The 20,719-nt window shown below is 67.8% G+C and carries 20 protein-coding genes; 8 read left to right on the top strand and 12 right to left on the bottom strand.

Going from position 1 to position 20,719, the window contains the following annotated elements; all coding sequences use genetic code 11:
- Window positions 1-23: 23 nt before the first annotated feature.
- Entirely contained in the window at window positions 24-863 is an 840-nt protein-coding gene (gene cysE, locus DOL89_RS16280) for a serine O-acetyltransferase (RefSeq protein WP_119680102.1), read from the top strand.
- A gap of 12 nt (window positions 864-875) precedes the next feature.
- Here the strand turns inward: cysE and DOL89_RS16275 are convergent, their stop codons facing one another.
- Window positions 876-1,472 (bottom strand): DUF2147 domain-containing protein, encoded by a 597-nt coding sequence (locus DOL89_RS16275; protein ID WP_162937575.1) that lies wholly within the window; start codon window positions 1,470-1,472, stop codon window positions 876-878.
- Between DOL89_RS16275 and lepA the strand changes: the two genes are divergently transcribed.
- Window positions 1,453-3,255, top strand: a complete 1,803-nt coding sequence (lepA, locus tag DOL89_RS16270) for a translation elongation factor 4 (RefSeq protein ID WP_119680100.1) — start codon at window positions 1,453-1,455, stop codon at window positions 3,253-3,255. The two genes, DOL89_RS16275 and lepA, sit on opposite strands and share 20 nt — an antisense overlap.
- A 54-nt stretch (window positions 3,256-3,309) precedes the next feature.
- On the opposite strand, the gene upp is transcribed toward lepA, so the two are convergent.
- Complete coding sequence (gene upp, locus DOL89_RS16265; RefSeq protein WP_119680099.1) at window positions 3,310-3,960, bottom strand: uracil phosphoribosyltransferase; 651 nt, start codon at window positions 3,958-3,960, stop codon at window positions 3,310-3,312.
- Window positions 3,961-4,051: 91 nt separating this feature from the next.
- Entirely contained in the window at window positions 4,052-4,252 is a 201-nt protein-coding gene (locus DOL89_RS16260) for a hypothetical protein (protein ID WP_162937574.1), read from the bottom strand.
- 157 nt (window positions 4,253-4,409) lie between these two features.
- On the opposite strand from DOL89_RS16260, the gene DOL89_RS16255 reads away from it, so the two are divergent.
- The 3 genes from DOL89_RS16255 (at window position 4,410) to DOL89_RS16245 (ending at window position 8,378) form a co-directional block, all read left to right on the top strand.
- Entirely contained in the window at window positions 4,410-6,314 is a 1,905-nt protein-coding gene (locus DOL89_RS16255) for an ABCB family ABC transporter ATP-binding protein/permease (protein WP_119680097.1), read from the top strand.
- Window positions 6,315-6,374: 60 nt separating this feature from the next.
- On the top strand, window positions 6,375-6,917 hold the full coding sequence (locus tag DOL89_RS16250) for a PRC-barrel domain-containing protein (RefSeq protein ID WP_162937573.1): 543 nt from the start codon (window positions 6,375-6,377) through the stop codon (window positions 6,915-6,917).
- 327 nt (window positions 6,918-7,244) lie between these two features.
- Entirely contained in the window at window positions 7,245-8,378 is a 1,134-nt protein-coding gene (locus DOL89_RS16245) for an acyltransferase family protein (RefSeq protein WP_162937572.1), read from the top strand.
- A 33-nt stretch (window positions 8,379-8,411) separates the two neighbouring features.
- Here the strand turns inward: DOL89_RS16245 and DOL89_RS16240 are convergent, their stop codons facing one another.
- From DOL89_RS16240 to rpmB, 4 genes are all read right to left on the bottom strand, one after another.
- Complete coding sequence (locus tag DOL89_RS16240) at window positions 8,412-9,320, bottom strand: diguanylate cyclase (protein ID WP_119680094.1); 909 nt, start codon at window positions 9,318-9,320, stop codon at window positions 8,412-8,414.
- Window positions 9,321-9,424: 104 nt separating this feature from the next.
- A complete protein-coding gene (tgt, locus tag DOL89_RS16235) occupies window positions 9,425-10,624 on the bottom strand; it encodes a tRNA guanosine(34) transglycosylase Tgt (RefSeq protein WP_119680093.1) in 1,200 nt (399 codons plus the stop codon).
- Window positions 10,625-10,733: 109 nt separating this feature from the next.
- The gene (locus DOL89_RS16230; protein ID WP_119680092.1) at window positions 10,734-11,522 is read right to left on the bottom strand and encodes a queuosine precursor transporter; all 789 of its coding nucleotides are present in this window, start codon (window positions 11,520-11,522) and stop codon (window positions 10,734-10,736) included.
- Window positions 11,523-11,640: 118 nt separating this feature from the next.
- Window positions 11,641-11,946, bottom strand: coding sequence for a 50S ribosomal protein L28 (gene rpmB / locus DOL89_RS16225; protein ID WP_119680091.1), 306 nt, complete (start codon window positions 11,944-11,946; stop codon window positions 11,641-11,643).
- Window positions 11,947-12,241: 295 nt separating this feature from the next.
- Between rpmB and DOL89_RS16220 the strand changes: the two genes are divergently transcribed.
- Window positions 12,242-14,248, top strand: a complete 2,007-nt coding sequence (locus DOL89_RS16220) for a histidine kinase dimerization/phosphoacceptor domain -containing protein (RefSeq protein ID WP_119680090.1) — start codon at window positions 12,242-12,244, stop codon at window positions 14,246-14,248.
- Between the two features lie 67 nt (window positions 14,249-14,315).
- On the opposite strand, the gene purH is transcribed toward DOL89_RS16220, so the two are convergent.
- The 5 genes from purH to DOL89_RS16195 all read right to left on the bottom strand — a co-directional run bounded on the left by purH (window position 14,316) and on the right by DOL89_RS16195 (window position 18,905).
- A complete protein-coding gene (purH, locus tag DOL89_RS16215; protein WP_119680089.1) occupies window positions 14,316-15,902 on the bottom strand; it encodes a bifunctional phosphoribosylaminoimidazolecarboxamide formyltransferase/IMP cyclohydrolase in 1,587 nt (528 codons plus the stop codon).
- 3 nt (window positions 15,903-15,905) lie between these two features.
- The gene (locus DOL89_RS16210; protein WP_119680088.1) at window positions 15,906-16,112 is read right to left on the bottom strand and encodes a hypothetical protein; all 207 of its coding nucleotides are present in this window, start codon (window positions 16,110-16,112) and stop codon (window positions 15,906-15,908) included.
- Between the two features lie 21 nt (window positions 16,113-16,133).
- Complete coding sequence (locus tag DOL89_RS16205) at window positions 16,134-17,855, bottom strand: heparinase II/III family protein (RefSeq protein ID WP_119680087.1); 1,722 nt, start codon at window positions 17,853-17,855, stop codon at window positions 16,134-16,136.
- 9 nt (window positions 17,856-17,864) lie between these two features.
- Window positions 17,865-18,548, bottom strand: a complete 684-nt coding sequence (gene rpe, locus DOL89_RS16200) for a ribulose-phosphate 3-epimerase (protein ID WP_119680086.1) — start codon at window positions 18,546-18,548, stop codon at window positions 17,865-17,867.
- Between the two features lie 111 nt (window positions 18,549-18,659).
- Complete coding sequence (locus tag DOL89_RS16195) at window positions 18,660-18,905, bottom strand: hypothetical protein (RefSeq protein WP_162937571.1); 246 nt, start codon at window positions 18,903-18,905, stop codon at window positions 18,660-18,662.
- 133 nt (window positions 18,906-19,038) lie between these two features.
- On the opposite strand from DOL89_RS16195, the gene DOL89_RS16190 reads away from it, so the two are divergent.
- Together DOL89_RS16190 and DOL89_RS16185 are read left to right on the top strand one after the other, a co-directional pair.
- Window positions 19,039-19,641: a hypothetical protein gene (locus tag DOL89_RS16190; RefSeq protein WP_119680084.1), complete on the top strand. Its 603-nt coding sequence runs from the start codon at window positions 19,039-19,041 to the stop codon at window positions 19,639-19,641.
- Window positions 19,642-19,746: 105 nt separating this feature from the next.
- The gene (locus DOL89_RS16185) at window positions 19,747-20,679 is read left to right on the top strand and encodes a DUF481 domain-containing protein (RefSeq protein WP_119680083.1); all 933 of its coding nucleotides are present in this window, start codon (window positions 19,747-19,749) and stop codon (window positions 20,677-20,679) included.
- The last annotated feature ends 40 nt before the right edge of the window (window positions 20,680-20,719 follow it).

The following is a 20,719-nucleotide window of genomic DNA, read 5'->3' as shown; positions in this document are numbered from 1 at the left end:
AGGTTTTTCGGGAGGAGGCGGCGATGCCGGCCTGTGCAGCGCGTATTGACGATCGGGCGGCGCCCACGCCCCTGTGGAAGGAGATGCGGCGGGAGGCGTTCGACGGCGGCCTTGCGGAACCTGCCCTGGCCCGCCTGTTCGAGCGGCTGATTCTGCGCCATGACGATCTGGACGGCGCGCTGGCCGACCTTCTCTCCGCCAAGCTGGCGGGGGAGGTCGGGGCCAACACGCTGTACGACCTGATCCGGCAGGCCCTGGCCGACGAGCCTTGCCTGGTGGAGGCCGCGGCGGTGGATCTGTCCGCCGTGCGCGACCGCGATCCCGCCGCCGCCGGTCTGGTTCATCCCTTCCTGCACTTCAAGGGCTGGCAGGCGCTGCAGGCCCACCGGGTGGCCCATCACTATTGGCAGGCCGGCCGCCACTGGATCGCGCACCATCTGCAGAGCGTGGTGGCGGAGCGGTTCGGGGTGGACATCCACCCTAATGCCCGCATCGGCGTCCGGGTGCTGATCGACCATGCCACCGGCGTGGTGATCGGGGAAACGGCGGTGGTGGGCGACGATGTCTCCATCCTCCAGGGCGTCACGTTGGGCGGCACCGGAAAGGAGTGCGGCGACCGGCATCCCAAGGTGCGCAACGGCGTGCTGATCGGGGCCGGAGCCAAGATCCTGGGCAATATCGAGGTCGGCATGTGCGCCAAGATCGGGGCGGGCAGCGTGGTGCTGCATCCGGTCCCGGCCTACAGCACCGTGGCCGGCGTCCCCGCCCGCGTCGTCGGCCGCCGCGCCAACGAAGTTCCCGCCCTGAACATGGACCACTCCCTGCCGGAAGCGGCCTTCATGGAGAACGGGGCGGGCATCTGACCTGCTCCCGTATCAGCGGGCTTCCGCCGTCATCGGCTGCGTGCAGAGGTCCAGATCGTCCGGGGCAGGCGCCCAGGTCTGGGTCTTGCCCAGCAGGGTCACGTATTTGTAGCCACGCACATTCAGGGTCTCCGGCCCCTCAATGACGATCCGGGCATTATAGGTGCTGCCGGTGGAGGGATCGTAAACCCAGCCATCCTCCCAGGTGTCGGGGCCGTCCCATTCCAGCCCCCACAGGATGACGGCTCCGCACAGTTCCCGGCTGCGTAAATCGGGGTCGGGATTGTTGATGTCCCTGGTCTGGCCCTCGGGATAGACGCTCTTGCGCGCCCACATCAGCCGGCCGCACAGCTTCCCGCCCTCACAGGCGAACAGCTCCACCGCCGCCTTGCCGCCAGGCTTCATCCAGATGCCGGCGGGCACCTGCGGTTCGGCCTGGGCGGAGGCCGGAAGAAGTCCCGCCAGCAGGGCGAGAAGGGGCGCGCAGAGCAGCCGCGAAGCGGCGCGGGCCGCCCATCCGCCGCGCCGACGTTGCACCGCATGCGCCGCGGCCTTATGTTCCTGCGGTCCTTTGAGGTGACCGCGCTCCATGACCGACCTGTCCCACATCCGCAATTTCTCCATCATCGCCCATATCGACCACGGCAAGTCCACCCTTGCCGACCGGCTCATCGAATTCTGCGGCGCCATCGAGGCGCGGGAGATGAAGGCGCAACTGCTCGACAACATGGATATCGAGCGGGAGCGCGGCATCACCATCAAGGCGCAGACCGTCCGGCTGAACTACAAGGCCAAGGACGGCAAGACCTACCAGTTGAACCTCATGGACACGCCGGGCCATGTGGACTTCGCCTATGAGGTCTCCCGCAGCCTTGCCGCCTGCGAAGGCTCCATCCTGGTGGTAGACGCTTCACAGGGCGTCGAGGCGCAGACCCTGGCGAACGTCTATCAGGCCATCGACGCCAACCATGAGATCGTGCCCGTCCTGAACAAAATCGACCTGCCCGCGGCGGACATCCCCCGTGTGAAGCAACAGATCGAGGACGTGATCGGTCTCGACGCCTCCGACGCGGTGGAGGTGTCGGCCAAGTCCGGCATCAACATCGAAGGCGTGCTGGAGGCGATCGTCACCCGCCTGCCGCCGCCCAAGGGCGATGCGGACGCCCCGCTCCAGGCCCTGATCGTGGATAGCTGGTACGACCCCTATCTGGGCGTGGTCGTGCTGGTGCGCGTCATGAACGGGGAGCTGAGGACCGGCCAGAAGGTGCGCTTCATGGCGACCGGCGCCACGCGCGAACTGGACCGCGTCGGCATCTTCGGGCCGAAGAAGATGCAGATCGACCGGCTGGGGCCGGGCGAGATGGGCTTCATCACCGCCGCCATCAAGGACATCCGCGATACCAAGGTGGGCGACACCATCACGGATGAGAAGCGGCAGGCGACCGGCATGCTGCCCGGCTTCAAGCCCAGCATCCCGGTGGTGTTCTGCGGTCTGTTCCCGGCCGACGCCGCGAACTTCGAGGATTTGCGCGACAGCCTGGGCCGTCTGGCGCTGAACGATGCCAGCTTCCAGTTCGAGATGGAGAGCAGTGCCGCGCTGGGCTTCGGCTTCCGCTGCGGCTTCCTGGGCCTGCTGCATCTGGAGATCATCCAGGAGCGGCTGGAGCGCGAGTTCAACCTGGACCTCATCACCACCGCGCCATCGGTCGTCTACCGCATGCACATGACCGACGGCACGGTGAAGGAGCTGCACAACCCGGCCGACATGCCCGATCCCATCCGGATCGACCGGATCGAGGAGCCCTGGATCAAGGCCAGCATCATGCTGCCGGACGAGTATCTAGGCGGCGTGCTGCAGCTCTGCACCGAGCGGCGCGGCATCCAGAAGGACCTCACCTATGTCGGCGGCCGGGCCATGCTGGTCTATGAGCTGCCGCTGAACGAGGTGGTGTTCGACTTTTACGACCGGCTGAAATCCATCTCCCGCGGCTATGCCAGCTTCGATTATCTGCTGGAGGAGTATCGGGAGGGCGACCTGGTCAAGATGTCGATCCTGGTGAACAACGAACCGGTCGACGCGCTGTCCATGATCGTCCACCGCACCCAGGCCGAATATCGCGGCCGCCAGCTGGTGGAGCGGCTGAAGGACCTGATCCCCCGCCACATGTTCAAGATCCCGATCCAGGCCGCCATCGGGGCCAGGGTCATCGCCCGCGAGACTATCGCCGCGATGCGCAAGGACGTGCTGGCCAAGTGCTATGGCGGCGACATCAGCCGCAAGCGCAAGCTTCTGGACAAGCAGAAGGAAGGCAAGAAGCGCATGCGCCAGTTCGGCGAGGTGGAAATCCCGCAAAGCGCCTTCATCGCCGCCCTGCGCATGGGGCAGGAGTAGAACGGAAACGGGGAGCGCCGGCACAGCGCTCCCCGTTCCTGCTTCAGCGGTCCGTTACTTCGTGCCGAACAGCCGGTCGCCGGCATCGCCCAGGCCGGGGACGATGTAGGCGTTCTCGTTCAGATGACTGTCCAGCGCCGCTGTGAAGACCGGCACGTTGGGATGCGCCTCATGGAAGACGCGGACCCCTTCAGGCGCCGAGACCAGCGCCATGAAGCGGATCTGCGCATCCAGCACGCCGTGACGGTTCAGCACGTCCACCGCATGCGCGGCGGAATAGCCGGTCGCCAGCATCGGATCGACCAGGATGAACATGCGGCCGGCCGGGTCCGGCAGCTTGACCAGATATTCCACTGGCCGCTTGGTCTCATGATCGCGGTAGAGGCCGATATGGCCCTCGCGCGCGGCCGGCACCAGCTCCAGCAGCCCTTCGGCCATCACCAGCCCGGCCCGCAGGATCGGCACCACGGCCAGCTTGCGCCCTTCGATCACCGGGGCGTCCATGGACACCAGCGGCGTCTCGATCCGCTCCGTCGTCATGGGCAGGTCGCGGGTGATCTCGTATCCCATCAGCAGTGCGATTTCCCGCAGAAGCTGGCGGAACCCCATGGTAGAGCGCGATTTGTCCCGCATGTGGGACAGTTTGTGCTGGATCAGCGGGTGATCCAGGATGAACAGGTTCGGATGATCGTGATGGGTGCGCATGTCCGCCCGGCAGTCGAAATGGTCGGTCCTGCCGCACGATAGCGGATCGCTCCCGCCACGTCAGCCGCTCCCGTTGCCGTCCTCCGGCGTTTTACGCCGCAACGACCGCAGCCGGCACGGGAGCAGCCTCCTGCGCCTCCACCTGCCCGGCGGTGACGACGGCGAGGCCCAGCAACAGCGTCGCGCCGAGCGCCGCGGCACGGGCCAGCATGGCCTCCCGACCCTGGCGGGTGACGGCTATGGCGCGCGCGCGGTTCCGGCGCTGCGGCATGGTCGGGTGATTCCGGATCATCTCTGCCCCTTTCCCGAAAGCGTTCTGCATCTCGCTTCCTTAACCGGACGGGGCAGCCCTGCGTTCCCACAATGGACGAGAGGGCTTTGCCCATGGCGACATCGCCCCTAGCTTTGGAGTGGATTGACAAAGACGAACGAAGCGAAGTTTCCCGCCCATGCGCCCCTCTGGCCTGCCGACCACCTATGCCCGCCCCGACGTGAACCGCCTGGGGGAGATCGGGACCATCCGCTCCCTGCTGCCCTATCTCTGGCCGCAGGGTCAGGGATCGATCAAGGCGCGGGTCGTGACCGCGTTGCTGTTCCTGGCCATCGCCAAGGCTGCCAACGTGGTCATTCCGATCCTCTACAAGGGCGCGGTGGATGCCCTGTCGGGAGAGGGCGGCGATCTGGCCCGCACGGCGGCGGAAAATCCCGCTGTGGCCATCCCGGTGGGCTTCATCCTGGCCTATGGCCTGGCCCGCGTGCTGTCCCTGGGCTTCGGGGAGCTGCGCGATGCCGTGTTCGAGCGGGTCAGCCAGCGCGCCATGCGCCAGGCGGCGCTGAACACCTTCCGCCATCTGCATGCGTTGTCCCTGCGCTTCCATCTGGAGCGGCAGACCGGCGGCCTGTCCCGGGTGATTGAGCGGGGGACCCGCGCCATCGACAGCATCCTGTCCACCATGCTGTTCAACGTGCTGCCCACATTGCTGGAGATCGCGCTGGTCACGGTGATCCTGTGGCGGATGTTCGACTGGCGCTTCGCGCTGGCCACCTTCGTCACGGTGGCCGGCTATATCGCCTACACCATCACCGTGACCAACTGGCGCACCCGCATCCGCCGGCAGATGCTTGAAGCCGACACCAAGGCCAACGCCAAGGCCATCGACACGCTGCTGAACTACGAGACGGTGAAGTATTTCGGTAATGAGCGGTTCGAGGCGGAGCGGTACGACAAAGCCCTGCACGCCTATGAGAACGCGGCTGTCCGTACCCAGTCCTCCCTGTCCCTGCTGAATGTGGGACAGGGCTTCATCATCGCCGTAGGCGTGGTGGTGGTGATGTGGATGGCGGCCAGCGGCATCGTGGCGGGCACGTTGACCATCGGCGACTTCGTCCTGGTGAACACCTATCTGCTGCAGCTCTACCAGCCGCTGAACCTGTTCGGTTTCGTCTACCGGGGCATCAAGGAAGCCCTGAACGACATGGAGAAGATGTTCGAGCTGATGCAGGTGGACCGGGAGGTGCAGGACCCGCCCGGAGCACAGCCCCTGCGCACCCTGGGCGGGGAGGTCCGGTTCGAGGACGTCTTCTTCGCGTACGATCAGCGCCGTCCCATCCTGAAGGGCATCGATTTCACCGTACCCGCCGGCCGCACCGTGGCGGTGGTGGGGCCGACCGGGGCGGGCAAATCCACCCTGTCCCGCCTGCTCTACCGCTTCTACGACGTCACCGGCGGCTCGATCCGGATCGATGGCCAGGATATCCGCGAGGTGCGGCAGGATTCCCTGCGCGCCGCCATCGGCATCGTTCCCCAGGACACGGTGCTGTTCAACGACACCATCCGCTACAACGTCGCCTACGGCCGCCCCGGAGCCTCGGACGAGGAGGTGGAGCGGGTGGCAGCCAGCGCCCAGATCCTGGACTTCATCCGCGCCCTGCCCGACGGCTGGAACACAGTAGTGGGAGAACGGGGCCTGAAGCTGTCGGGAGGCGAGAAGCAGCGCGTCGCCATTGCCCGGACCCTGCTGAAGGACCCGCCCATCCTGATCCTGGACGAGGCCACCAGCGCGCTGGACACCCATACGGAACGGGAAATCCAGGCGGCATTGACGGAAGCCAGCCGCGGACGCACCACACTGGTGATCGCCCACCGCCTTTCCACCATCGTGGATGCGGATGAGATCATCGTGCTGGATGCCGGCCGCATCGTGGAGCGCGGCACCCATGACGGCCTGCTGGCCCGCGGCGGGGCCTACGCGGCGCTGTGGGCCCGGCAACAGGCCGCCGGCAAGCGCGACGCCGACGGCGCTCCGGAAATTGCGGCCGAAGACGCCGCGGCGGAGGAGGCCGGCCCAGCGTGACGATTCCGGTCGGGGATGGTTGAGAAGGGCAATCCCAACGGAAAACCGGAGGAAATCAGCATGCTAGGCATGAACCGCACCCTGTTGCTGGGCGCCGCCGCAGGCGCGCTTCTCCTCGGCGGCCAGGCCCTGGCGCAGACCGACGCCACCCCGCCCCTGGAAGCCCGGCCGGCTGCGCCGGCGGTGACCACGCCGCAGGGCACCTCCACCGACCCCGCCATGACGCCCGACACCGTGGGCGACGACCGCACGGCCATAGCCTCTCCCCAGGGGCTTCAGGCGGGGATCGCCGACATCGACCTCGACGATCTGGACGACATGGACGTCTACAGCGCCGAAGGGGCCGAGATCGGCGAGATCGATGAGCTGATCCGCCGGAACGGCGAGGTGTTCGCCGTGCTGGAGGTGGATGACGGCTGGTTCAACTGGAACGACCAGGAGGTCCTGGTGCCGCTCCACATGTTCGAGCGCACGGAGCAGGGCCTGCGCCTGCCGCTGACCGAGCAGCAGGCCAAGGAGCTCCGGGAGTATTCCCGCATGGACGGCGATGAGCGTATCAACGACGACCAGGGCACCGTGGCCGAGGTCCTGGGCATCCAGTAACGCCGCACATCCGCGCGCATGAAGGGCCGGTCCCTCCGGGAGCCGGCCCTTTTTCATGTCCCGGTCGCCGCGGCCACCACCTTTTCGGAGCCGCCTCACGCGGCCTGCAGAGCGCCTGCCGCGCTTTGAAACGCAGCGCCGGTCCCGAACGGGGTGCGGCGCTCCCCCATTTCCCGCTGTGACATGGTCCCTGGGCCGGGAATGCGCGCCTCCCCGCCACGTTCATTCTACAGGGACCTGCATAGAAGGCCGGCCGCGAAACGCATTCGGAAGCCGGCACGAGGACCCGCCTGGGCGCTTCCCGCGCCCACAGCGGAGGACGCGAACATGGAGCCACCGCGCCAGATCATGGCGGACCGGCTGGCGGCATTGGATGGGTTGCGGGGCATTGCCGCCCTGCTGGTGGCGCTGCTGCACTTCAAACACTTCGGACCATGGTTCGAAGTGCCGTGGCTTGGCGGGACGCAACTGATCCAGAAGGGATATCTCTGGGTCGACCTCTTCTTCGTGCTCAGCGGATTCATCCTGGCCCATGTCCATGCGGGCGAGTTCCTGGACGGACCCGTCCGATGGAACCGGGTGCGGGGCTTCTGGTGGGCGCGGTTCGCGCGGGTCTATCCGCTCCACATCGCCACGCTGGCGCTGCTGATCGGGCTGGTCGCCACCGGGATGGTCGAAGGCGGCAACAGGTCGGTCGGGCGTTGCTATGATCCCGGCAATCTGGCGGCTTCCGTAGTGCTGCTGAACGCCTGGGGGGTCACAGACGGGCTCTGCTGGAACGTGCCGTCCTGGTCCATCAGCGCGGAGGCCGCGGCCTACGCCCTGTTCCCCTGGCTTGTGCCGCTGGTGATGCTGGTTCCGCGGGGCTGGCATATGGTGCTGCCGGCCGCCTGCATCGGCACGCTGACCCTGCTGGCGGAGGGGTTGGGACAGGGGCGACTGAATCTGCACCATGATTTCGGCGTGGTCCGCTGCCTGCCCTCCTTCATTCTCGGCATCTGGCTGTTCCGCGAATGGCGGAGCGGCGCGCGCTGGCTGCGGCTGGTGCAGACCGATACCGGCTGCGTGCTTGCGGGCGCCACGGTGGCGCTGCTGATGCATCACGGCGTCCATGACGAGCTGACCGTGGCGGCGATGGCGCTGCTGGTGGCGGGACTGTCCGGCAACCGCGGGTCCGCGGGGCGGGTCTTCGGCTCCCGCCCCCTGGTCTGGCTCGGCAGCATCTCCTATGCCGCCTACATGCTGCACTGGCCGTTGCTGCTGGTGATGTGGGCTCTGTTGCAGGCGTGGTTCCCGGGGCAGGAAAGCTCCCCCGGCTATCTGGCCGAGATCGCGCTTTACGCCGTCTTCTTCACCCTGCTTCTGGCGGTCTCCGCGGCGAGCTACCGGCTGGTCGAAGTGCCCGCCCGCCACTGGCTCCGCACCCACAGGCCCGGCGCCGGCCTGTCCTTCCGGGCGTAAGGGCTTCTTCCGCCCAGGCTGTCTGGGGCCTGCTCAGCCGGCGTCGGCTGCCACCAGATCCGCCTCGCCATGACAGACCACCCGGTTCCGTCCGGTGCGCTTGGCGCGGTAGAGGGCCTGGTCGGCCTGGTCCACCAGCTCTTCGAGCGGCGTATGCAGGGTTGCTTCGGCCAAGCCGAAGCTGGCGGTGACGTGCAGGGTGCCGCCGTCGGCGAGTTGCACCGGCAGCGCCTCCAGGTCGGCGCGCAGGCGTTCCAGCACGAACAGCGCTTCCGGCGCGGTCGTGTCCTTCAGCAGGATCAGGATTTCCTCGCCGCCCATCCGAAAAGCCTCGTCGAAGCTGCGGATGCCGCGGTTGATGGCCCCGGCGGCGGCCATCAGGACCCGGTCGCCGGCCTCATGCCCGTAGGTGTCGTTGACCGACTTGAACTTGTCCAGGTCGCACAGGGCCACGCAGAAGGGTCTGCCCATGCGGCGGAAGCGGTTCAGTTCCCGCTCCAGCTCCTCATGCATGCCAGTGCGGTTGCGCAGGCCCGTCAAGGGATCGATGCCGCTGCCGGCAATGCTGAACGCCTTCTCGAACCGGCGGCACTGGGCGATGAAATCCTCGAACTTCTCCACCACCGACTCGTACGCCGGCAGGGTCAGCCGGTCGCCCTCGATCGTGCGGGCCAGCATCAGCCGGGCCATGCGGTGAAGCTGTTCGTGCAGATGGACCAGCCGGTCCACCGCCGGCTGCTCCGTCAACTCGGTGTCGCGGATGCGGCGGACCCAATCCAGGAAGGCCGTGGGCGGCGTCACCGCCTCCACGCCCGGCAGGCCGGACTCCGCATGGAAGAACACCGCCCGGTGCCAGCGGGTCAACCAGCGCAGATGTTCATCCACCACGGGGCCCAGGCTGGCGGCCGTGCTGGAACTGCTGTGCGGGACGGGGCTGGACATGACGGATCAGGTCCTTGTCGAATGCTGACCCATCCAGTTTAGCGCGATTTTGGGTTAATTCATACTCTATCGGAGCGATGCACCGCTCCGGCTGCGGAGGTGCGTCACCCCTGCCACACCCAGCGCCGCCTCGCCTCCTCCAGCGTATTGGTGCGGATCGCCTCGCGCACGTCCCGCATCAGGCGGTTCATGGTGTGGATGTTGTGCAGGCTGACCAGCGACATGGCCAGCAGCTCCCCTGCCTTCAGCAGATGGTGGATATAGGCGCGGCTGTAGGTGCGGCAGGCGTGGCAGCCGCAGCTTTCATCGATAGGGGCCGGGTCCTCGCGGAACCGGGCATTGCGGAGGTTCAGCCGCTCCCCCTTCGCGCCGGGCATCAGGGCCCAGCCATGGCGGGCGATGCGGGTGGGGCTGACGCAGTCGAAAGTATCGATGCCGAGCTTCACGCCCTCGAAGATGTCGACGATGCCGCCGATGCCCAGCAGATGGACCGGCCGGTCGGGATGGACATGCGGCATCGCCATGGCCACCACCTCCACCATCTGGTCCTTGTGCGCGCCCAGGCTTCCGCCCACGGCAGTGGCGAAGAAGGGCCGGCTGGCGGTGTACTCAGCGCTTTCCTTGCGCAGGTCCGGATAGATGCCGCCCTGGATGATGCCGTACATGGCCTGGGGCATGCCGTTGGCGCTGATCCCCCCGCCGCGCTCGAACTCCGCCAGGCTGCGGTCGCCCCAGCGATGGCTCATCCGCATGGAGCGGGCGGTGTAGTCGCGGTCCACATGGAAAGGCGTGCACTCGTCCAACTGCACGATCAGGTCGGCGCCCAGCTTGCGCTGGATGTCGATGGACCGCTCCGGCGTCAGGAACAGCTTCTCGCCGTTCGTGTAGCTGCGGAAGGTCGCCCCCTCCTCGGTGATCTTCAGCAGGGTCTTCTCGCGGGCGGTGCTGCGGCGGCCCTTCACCTCGTCCGCCACGCTGCCATGGCCCATGGCGAAGATCTGGTAGCCGCCGCTGTCGGTCAGCATCGGCCCGTCCCAGCCCATGAATTTGTGCAGCCCGCCCATTGCGGCGACCGTGTCCGCACCGGGCTGGATCATCAGATGGTAGGTGTTGGACAGGATGATGTCCGTCTGCTCCGCCCGGAGCTGCTCCGGCGTCACACCCTTCACGCTGGCCTTGGTGCCGCAGAAGATGAAGTTGGGCGTCTCGATGGTCCCGTGCGGCGTCTCCAGCCGGCCCGTGCGGGCGCGGCTCTCGGGATCGCGGTGGGTGATGTCGAAGGAAAAGCCGGGATAGGAGGTCATCTTATCGGTCTTGCCAGATGCGTAGGTCGCTCGGTGCGGATTGCGACGCCTTGGGGAGGGAGGATGCCGGTGCGGGACCATACAGGACGGGGCTTGGCCCGTCCCCTGCTTAAAGCGCCGCCGTCCCCGCCACCTGCCGTCCCAGCGCCCGGCGGGACAGGTACATGAAGGGCGTGTCCAGCACGGCCAGGGCGAGGCGCATCAGATAGGTGCCCAGGATGTAGGTGAAGACCAGCGCTTCCCAGCTCACCGGGGTCGGGGCGAAGACCACCCAGGCCAGCACGCTGAAGACGATGTTGTCCACCAGACTGGAAATCGCGGTGGAGCCGGTGTTGCGCAGCCACAGATACCGCCCGCCCGTTGCCGCCCGGATGCGCTGGTAGACCCAGACGTCGAAGAGCTGGCTGGTCAGGTAAGCTGTCATGCCGGCCGCGAACAGGGCCGGGGCCGGGGTGAACAGGGCGGCGATATGGTCCTGCATCGGCAGCGCCCATTCCATCTCCGCCCCAGCCTGCGCCGGAGTCATGGGCGAGAAGCCCAGCGTCACGATCATGAAGACCGTGAACAGCAGGTAGGCCGCGAAGCCCAGGAACACCGAGGTGCGCGCCGCTTCCCGCCCGAAATGCTCGGTCAGTATGTCGGTGGCGAGATATGTCGAGCCGAACAGCACCGTGCCCATGGCGACCGGATGGTCGTAGAAGCCGAACTGGACAGGCTTCAGCACCTCCACATTCGCGCCGATCACGGCCACGGCGATGTAGAGATACAGGCCCGCGGCCCCGAACAGGCGGCCCATCAGGAGGATGGCGCCGAAGCACAGCAGGGCCTGACCTAGGAGCAAAAACTCCGGCGGGATGCCGTTCAGGAGCTGGATCAGGGCTGCGGGAGAGAGCGACATGGAACCGGCTCGGGCTGGGGCGCGGACGCGCAAACGCATGCGGCCCCGCGGGTGAGCGCGGGGCCGGATCAGCCCGTCAAGCGGATCGATGCGTCAGCGAAGCTGGGACGCGCCTGTATCAGGCGGCAACGTCGTCCTGCTTCTTCGCGATCGCCTTGGCGATCTGCTTCTTGACCTTCAGCGCGGCCGGGGTCAGGTCGGCGTCGCGGATGTCCAGCAACGCCGCGTCCAGACCGCCCTTGTGCTCGATCGTGCGGATGCCGTTGGTGGACAGGCGCAGGCGCACCATGCGGCCCAGCGCGTCGGACAGCAGCGAGGTTTCCTGCAGGTTGGGCTCCCACCGGCGGCGGGTCTTGTTGTTGGCGTGGCTGACGTTGTTGCCGAACTGCACACCCTTGCCGGTCACGGCGCACTTGCGGGACATCGGAACACCCTATGCTTTGCGGCGAAATCCGCCCACACTGGCGGGGCGGCAAAGATCGCACGGACACACGAAAATCGTAACGCCGGACACAGATGCGCCCGGCGAAGGCGCGCTTTCTAACCGAGGCTGCGATATGAGTCAAGCCGCCGCGACGCATGGAATGCGCGCAGGGCCGCGCCGCTTGGCCCATCACCAGCCGCCTATGCCGTTCGGCATATCTCCAATGCCTTGTGGCGGAGATATTGCCTGATCGGTCTAATAGCCTGCTGCTACATCCGGTCGGGGCCAGTCTGCTATGCGCACCCGTCTGCTGGCCCGACTGCCTGGGTCCACCACCTTCCGGTGGCTCATCGCAGCGGCCATCCTGTTTCCGTTGGCCGTCCTTGCCATTGCCGGCTTCCTCAGCCGGCAGGAGGCTTTGCGCGCGGCCGAACGGAACGTGGCGCAGAAGATCGATATCCTGCATGAGCATGCGGCGAAGCTGTTCGAGACGCAACAGCTTGTTCTCTGGCAGGTGGATGCGCTGATCCGCGGCATGAGTTGGGAGGAGATCGCCGCCTCCCAGGCGCTGCACGGGGAGCTGGTCCGCACCGCGGACGCGCTGGACCAGGCCGACGCCATCTGGCTGAGCGATGCCGACGGAACGGTACGGGCCGGCAGCCACTCCTTCCCCCTGGCCCCCTTCAGCATTGTCGACCGCGACTACTGGCAGGCCCTGCGCGAGAGCGGCGTCGGCCCCTATATCAGCCGGGCCTACCCCGGCCGCGTCACCAGCCGGTTCCGCTTCAATGTCGCCGTCCGCCGCACGTCGCCCGGCGGAGAAGGATTCGACGGCGTCCTGGTCGTATCCGTCGCGCCGAAATATCTCGAGGATTTCTATTCCCGCGTCAGCGACGAGGCGGGTTTCATCGTGGGCCTGGTCCGTGACGACGGCCACATGATCGTCCGCTACCCGAGCCTGGGCGGCGCGCCCCCTGTCCTGACGCAGCAGAATCCCGTTGTGGCGGCTGTCGCCTCCGGAGCCGACCGTGGCCTCTATTGGGCCCGGTCCGAACTGGAGGGCGTCTTGAAGCTCTATGGCTGGCGGCGCGTTTCCGGATTCCCGGTATCCGTGATCTTCGCCCTACCGGAAAGCACGGTGCTGGCCCCCTGGCGGGAGGCGATGGTGCGGAACGCCTGGGTCGCCGCGGCATCGATTGCAGTGCTGATCGCCGTGATCCTGGGCGTCTACAAGCTGCGCCGGCTTGAGCTGGAGGTGCTGGCGGACAGGTTCCAGACCGTGCAGCAGCTTTCCCTGGACAGCTTCGCCCTACTGACGGCCGTGCGCGGGCGGGACGGGCGCATCGTGGATTTCGTCTGGGATTATGCCAATCCCGTTGCTCTCCGGATATTCGGAGCGGAGGAGACGGGGCTGAAAGGCCGGCGGCTGCTGGAACAGCTTCCCGCTACCGCGGCCGGGCCGGGCGGCCTGCTGGAGCGCTATGCCCAGGTGGTGGAGACAGGGGAGCCGCACGATATCGAGGTGAGCTTCAGCGGCGACGGCATTCCCGGCTGGTTCCGCAACTCCGCCATCAGGTTCGGCGACGGCGTCGCCATCCAGTGCAGCGATGTGACCGAGCGGCGCCAGGTGCAGGAAGGTCTACGCGCGGCCCTGGCGGAGCGCGACCGTCTGCTGGAGCAGAAGGAGCTGCTGATCAAGGAAGTCAACCACCGGGTCAAGAACTCCCTCCAGCTCGTCTCCGGCATGCTCAGCCTGGATGCGCTCTCGGCCGCCGATCCGGCGGTGCGGCGGCGGATGGAGGAGGCCGTGGGGCGTGTGCGCGCCATCGCCGCCGTGCATGAGCGGCTCTATCGTAGCGACGATGTCCAGAAGGTGGAGGTCGGGGTGTTCCTGCGGGAGCTGTGCGGCCATCTTGCCCGGCAGCTCGGCTTGCCGGCGCAGAATCTGGTCGTCGATGCCGACGACACCACGGTGCTGACCGACCGCGCCCCGCCGTTGGCGCTGCTGACCAACGAGCTGGTGACCAACGCGCTGAAGCATGGCCGGGCCGAGCGCGGGGAAATGCGGGTGGAGATCACGTTCCGCCGCAGCGAGGCCCATTTCCGGCTGGAGGTACGGGATTACGGCCCCGGCCTGCCGCCGGGTTTCGACCCGTCCCAGACCAAGGGGCTTGGCATGCGCATTGCCCAGGGCCTTGCCGCCCAGGTCGGCGGCCGCGTGGCCTTCGAGGCGGCCAACCCCGGCACCCGCGCCATCATCATCGGCGTGGTGGAGGAGCTGACCGCCTCGCAGGCTGCGTAAGCCTGGGCTGAGCGCCTGGAGGCTACGCCCGATTCCCCTCTCCCCGGCAAGGAGAGGCGGCTTGGCATCAATGCCGGAAGTGGCGCATGCCGGTGAAGACCATGGCGAGGCCGCGCTCATTGGCAGCGTCGATCACCTCCTGGTCGCGCATGGAGCCGCCGGGCTGGATCACAGCGGTGACCCCGGCCTCCGCCGCGGCGATCAGCCCGTCGGCGAAGGGGAAGAAGGCGTCGGAGGCGACCACGCTGCCCTTGGTGCCCGGCTCCGCCTGACCGGCGGCCTGGGCGGCGTCACGGCTCTTCCAGGCGGCGATGCGGGAGCTGTCCACCCGGCTCATCTGCCCGGCGCCGATGCCCACCGTGGCCCCGCCCTTGGCGTAGACGATGGCGTTGGACTTCACATGCTTGGCGACGCGGAACGCGAAGAGCAGGTCGCGCAGCTCCGCCTCGCCGGGCGCACGCTCCGTCACCACCTTCAGCCCGTCCAGCGCGACCCGGCCGGAATCGCGGCCCTGCAGCAGGAAGCCGCCGGAAACCGACTTGTGGTACAGCCCCTTGGCCGCCGGGTCCGGCATGGCGCCGGTCAGCAGCACGCGGAGATTCTTCTTGGACGCCAGCAACTTGCGGGCCTGCTCATCCGCGTCGGGGGCGATCACCACCTCGGCGAACAGCTTCGCGATCTCCTCCGCCGTGACGGCGTCGAGCGTGCGGTTGGTGGCGATGATGCCGCCGAAGGCCGAAACCGGATCGCAGGCCAGTGCGCGCAGATAGGCCTCGTGGATGCTTTCCCCCTCGGCCACGCCGCAGGGATTGGCGTGCTTGATGATGGCGATGGCGGGCTTCTCGAACTCGGCCACCAGCTCGAAGGCGGCGTCCGTGTCGTTGAGGTTGTTGTAGGACAGCTCCTTGCCCTGCAACTGGGTCGCCGTGGCGATGCCGGGCCGCTTCTCCCCCGTCACGTAGAAGGCGGCGGACTGGTGCGGGTTCTCGCCATAGCGCAGGGTCTGGCGCAGCTCGCCGGCGATGGCGAAGCGCTGCGGATACTCCTGCCCGACCTGGCCCGCGAACCACTGGCCGATGGCGGCGTCGTAGGCGGCGGTGCGGGCATAGGCCTTGGCCGCCAACCGGCGGCGGAACTCCAGCCCCGTCCGCCCGTCATTGGCTTCCAACTGGGACAGCAGCTCGGCATAGTCGCCCGGCTCCGTCACGATGGCGACGAAGTCGTGGTTCTTGGCCGATCCGCGGATCAGGGACGGGCCGCCGATGTCGATATTCTCGATGCAGGTCTCGAAATCGGCGCCCTTCGCGACCGTGGCCTCGAACGGGTAGAGGTTGACCACCACCAGATCGATGCCGGGGATGTCGTGCTGCTCCATGGCCTGCACATGGCCGGGCTCATCCCGGCGGGCCAGGATGCCGCCATGGATTTTGGGGTGCAGGGTCTTGACCCGGCCGTCCATCATCTCCGGAAAGCCGGTGTGGCTCCCGACCTCGACGACCGGCACGCCGGCCTCCAGCAGGGTCTTGGCCGATCCGCCGGTGGACAGGATCTCCACCTTGCGGGCGGCCAGCGCCTTGCCGAGATCCACCAGCCCCGTCTTGTCGGAGACGGAGATCAGGGCGCGGCGGATGGGGACGAGATCGGGGGAAGCCATGGGTCAGTGTCTCTGATGCGTGGGAGGAACGTTGCGGACATTGTCCGCCTGCCGGGGCTGGGGATGGCCTTCCCGCAGCTCGCCGGGGGTCTGCATGGGGCGCCGACGGCGATTGCGGATCATCGCGTAGAGCAGGATGGCGCCCAGCAGAATGGTGCCGCCGACAACGGCGATCAGATAGAAGAGATCGGTGAAATCGTTGTTTTCCATGTCCGGAGGCTCGCCCTTGTGTCAGGTGGCCAGGTCCGGCGTGGAGCCGTCCGCGTCGTCGTCGGTGGTCCGGGCGGTCGCGCGGGGCGCCGCCGGCTTCTCCCGGCGCAATGCCCACTTGACCGTAGTCGCGCCGGACCCCGTCAGGCCCCGGATGACCAGCTGGCTGCTTTTGCGCGGTTCCGGGCCGCTGCCCAGATAGACGCTGTCCGCCAACTCCAGCACACCGCCGGCCACACGAAGGCGCCAGCCTTGCCCTGATGCCATCCTTAACAGCGCAGCGTCGCCAGCGTTCAGAATGCTTGCTTGAACAGTTGGATGAAGGTGGAAGCGGACGGCGAATTCCTTGCCCTGGCCGGCCGTGCCGACACCCTCCAGGCTGTCCTCGCCCCGCAGATCCTCCCCGTTCTCGAACAGGAACAGGCGGCGGCGGTGGATCAGGCCGTGCGCCTCGCGGTAGCCGTCGTGGCTGGCCTCCACCAAGCAGCCGGCATCGCTGTCCTGCCGGGTGACCTCCACCTTGCGGGGCCGGCGGACCAGCCCGCCCTCATCCATGACGGAGGAGGAGTTGGTATCCGCCACCGTCACGGTGGAATGGGCCGCGGTGGCGGCCAGGGCGGCGCGCCAGGGACCGAACTCGGACGGATGCGCCCCGCAATTGACGATCAGCCGCTCCCGCCCCACTGACAGCTCGAAGCTCAGCGTGCCGGCATGGGCGACGGCGTCCAGGCCCGGCGGCGGCGGCGCGCCCGTATCCATCAGCAGGCAGGCGCGGCCGGCATTCATCCGCTCGAACCCGATATGGGGCAGCGACTTCAGCGGCCGGCCGCGGGCGTCCGCCTGACCCAGCACGGTGTCGATCAGCACCGCTTCCTGCTCCGCCGTGCCGTTGAACAGGGCCAGCCCCCCGTCCCCGTGGCGGAAGAAGCGCAAGGTCGGCGTCATCCGATCAATGGCGTGCTGCAACGCCTCCGGCACCTCCGCCCGCGCGGTGCGGAAGCAGGTGCGCAGATCGATCAGGTGGCGCAGCGTGTGGAGCTGCACGGCGGGCGAGCGTTCCACATGCCCGCCATCGGGCAGAATCTGGCGCGGCAGCTCCCGCACCAGCAGGTCGCGCGCGGCCTGGGCCGCCGCCTCGAACCCCGGCAGGCAGAGACCGCCATAGGCCAGCCCCTTGATGGCCAGCAACAGGGCATCGCCGCGCAGCTTGCCCGGCACGGTGCGCTGCAGATGGCGCATCTGCTGCGCCATGCTGTCGAAGACGCGGGCGCGGAGATGATCGTCGGCGCTGGCCAGGAAGAAATCATGCTGCCCGATCCAGGCGCAGAGCCGGCCGCCCATGATATCGGGAGCCCAGGCCACCGGGTTCCAGCGGCCCTGCGTCTCCACCCAGTGATCCACCAGCAGCCGCGCCTGCCGCCGGGCCGCGTCCCCGCCCACGGCGCGCAGGTCGCGCAGCCAGTCGAAGCCGTGCATCCGCGCCAGCCAAGCCGGACCGGCTGCATCGTCCAGCCAGGGCGGCAGCTCCGCGCTCAGCGTCTGGCCGGCGAAGCGGAAGACGTTGTTCAGCAGCTCCTGCCCATGCGCGGCATCGCCCGGCCAGGGATCGGGCGGGGCGGCGGACAGGCCGGACGGGCCGCGCCCGGCCAGCGCCGTCAGGCGGTAGAGCGCGCTGCCATACAGCCAGCCGCCGCCGGCGGTGAAGCGCTTATGCGTTCGGCCGGGGCGGGATGGGCTTGGCATCTGGCGGGATCAGCCCTGCTCGCCGCGCAGCCGGCGCATGTTCGCGCCATAAGCCGCCGGCCCGCCCTGGAAGGTGGAGGTGCCCGCCACCAGCACGTTGGCCCCGGCCTCGACGCACAGCTTCGCCGTCTCGACATTCACGCCGCCATCCACTTCCAGGTCGATGGGGCGGCCGCCCTGCTGGCTGCTGACATCGTCGATACGGCGGCGCAGCTCCGCGATCTTGCCGAGCTGGCTCTTGATGAAGCTCTGGCCGCCGAAGCCGGGATTGACGGACATCACCAGCACCAGATCCACATCGCCCAGCAGGTAATCCACCATCTCCACCGGCGTGTGCGGGTTCAGCACGATGCCCGGCTTCTTGCCCAGCGACCGGATGAGCTGGACCGTGCGGTGCGGGTGCGGCCCGGCTTCGGGATGGAAGCTGATGATGTCCGCGCCGGCATCGGCGAAGCCCTGAATGAAGGCATCCACGGGCGAGATCATCAGATGCACGTCGAAGGGCTTGGCCGAGTGCGGGCGTAGCGCCTTCACCACGCCGGGGCCGATGGTGATGTTGGGCACGAAATGCCCGTCCATCACATCAACATGGATATAGTCGGCGCCGGCGGCGTCGATGGCGCGGACCTCCTCCCCCAACTTGGCGAAGTCGGCGGAAAGGATGCTCGGGGCGATCTTGACCTGCGTATTCATGCCGGGTTCCTACCAATCTCCGGCCCCGCCCGCAAGGTGCCGCCGCTCCCTGCATGCATGCCTTTCGCGGAGCGCGGTGCCGGTAACCGTCAACGACCGCAATTCACCGGGTTACCCGCTCCAATCCTCATAGAAATCGCGGGCTTCAGGGCATTCGGCGATACAGGCGGCAAGGGCATTGCTTTGTGCGCGGATGCGCTCCCGCCGGATGCGTTTTGCCTCGTTCACGGCAATTTCATGAAGATAAGCGGAGAGGCTGATGCCGCGCTCCTGGGCAGCGCTGTCCAACAGGCTCCATACCGCATCGTCCAGAGATAAGCGGATGTGATGTTCCATGACCACCTCCTGCTCCAGCATATGGCCGAAACCCGTTTCGCCCAAATCGAAAGCCGCGCCTGGAATAGGGGTTCAGGGTGACCTGGATATCTGGTCCCCTTGGGAGCCGTCGCCATCATCGGCGGACCATCCCCGAAGCCAGGCATGAGGTTCGATGCAGCCGGTCATCATCAATCCCCGCGGCACCGCCGGTGCCGGCAAGACCCATTTCGTCCGCAGGCTGCTGGCCGCCTATGGCTGGACCGGCGAAGCAGCGCCGCCGCAGGCCGTGCCGGTGATGCGGGCCGGGCGGAGGCGGCCCATCGCCTGGCATCTGGCCCACCCTGCGGGCGGGCGGCCATTGGCGGTGCTGGGTCATTATGGCGAGGCCACCTGCGGCGGGTGCGACACCATCCGGGCGGTGGATGGCGGCTTGGCCGAGGCGTTCCGGCTGGCCCGCCGTTTCGCCGCGGAAGGGCACGACGTTCTGCTGGAGGGGCTGGTGCTGAGCGCCGAGGTCGAGCATACGAGCGAGTTGGCGCGGGAGCATCCGCTGCATGTAATCCGTCTGGACACCCCGCCGGAGGATTGCCTGCGCCGCCTGCTGGCCCGCCGCCGTTCCGGACCGGCCGCCAGGACCCGACTGGCGGAGAAGCTGGAGCGGGAGCGGCGGCGGCTGGAGCGGGCCTGCGCCGAGCTGTCCCCGCCGGTGCGGCTGGAAATACTGCGATTCGACGCCGCTCTGGGCCGGGCCCACAGCCTACTCGAGCTGCATTGAGGGCGGCGCGGGGTTGCCAGAGGGGACGCCCCTGTGCTTGAACCCCGGCCGGACGGGCCGATCCCGCCCCGCCCGCCCCTGCTACCAGTCAGACATCGCTTCTCCATGATCCAACGGACACAGATGCGCGCCGTGGCGCTCGCGCTTTGCCTCGCCTTTTCCGCTTCTCCGGCCCTGGCCGGACAGGGCCTGCCGGACGGCGTGGAGCGGATGCTTCGCCAAGCCGCCCTGACCGACGGAGAAACCCTGGGCGAGACCGCCGCCCTGGCCACCGCCGCCTATCCGGAGCTGGCGGCGGAGATCGCGGCTCTGACAGCGGTGCTTCAGGGCGAGCAGGCGGAGGCAACGCGCCGGGCCAAAGTCGCCGCCGCCGACTATGTATTCGTCGGCTGGGCCGGCAGCGCGGAAGCCGGCGCATCCCTTTCCACCGGCAACAGCAATGAGACGGCGGTGACGCTGGGCTTCGGGCTGTCGAAGGAGACGGTTTATTGGCGTCACGCTATCAAGGGCACCGCCGACTACCGCCGTGCCGGCGGCCAGACCACGTCCGAACGCTTCACCACCAATTACGAGCCGAACTGGTTCTACGATCCCCGCTTCTTCGTGTCCGGCCATCTGGGGTGGGAGCGGGACCGCTTCGCCGGCTATTCCTGGCGCTTCACCGAGACGCTCGGCCTCGGCTGGGTGGCGGCGGACGGGCCGGCGGTGCGGTTGGAGCTGGATGGCGGCCCCGGTCTGCGCCAGACCCGCTACGTCTCCACCGAACAGGAAGCCGCCCGAACGGAGGCGGAGACGGTGCTGCGCGGCTCGGCCTCGATGCGTTGGCAGATCGCGGCGCGCGCCCGGTTCCTACAGACCGTCAACGCCCTGGTCGGCGCGGACAACCGCTCGCTGGAAGGCATCTCCGCCCTTGAGCTGAAGGTCAGCCGCCATATCTCCTCCCGCCTGTCCTTCACCGTCCGGAACGAGAGCGATCCGCCGGAGGGGCTGACCGGCACCGACACGATCAGCCGCGTGACTCTGAAATACGATTTCTGAGCCCGCTCCAATGAAAAAAGGGCCGCCCCTGCGGACGGCC

The sequence above is a fragment of the Indioceanicola profundi genome (genome assembly GCF_003568845.1).
In the GTDB taxonomy this organism is placed as follows: Bacteria; Pseudomonadota; Alphaproteobacteria; order Azospirillales; family Azospirillaceae; genus Indioceanicola; species Indioceanicola profundi.
The sequence above is the reverse complement of the archived record's forward strand: the minus strand, read 5'-3'. Positions and strand labels throughout refer to the sequence as shown.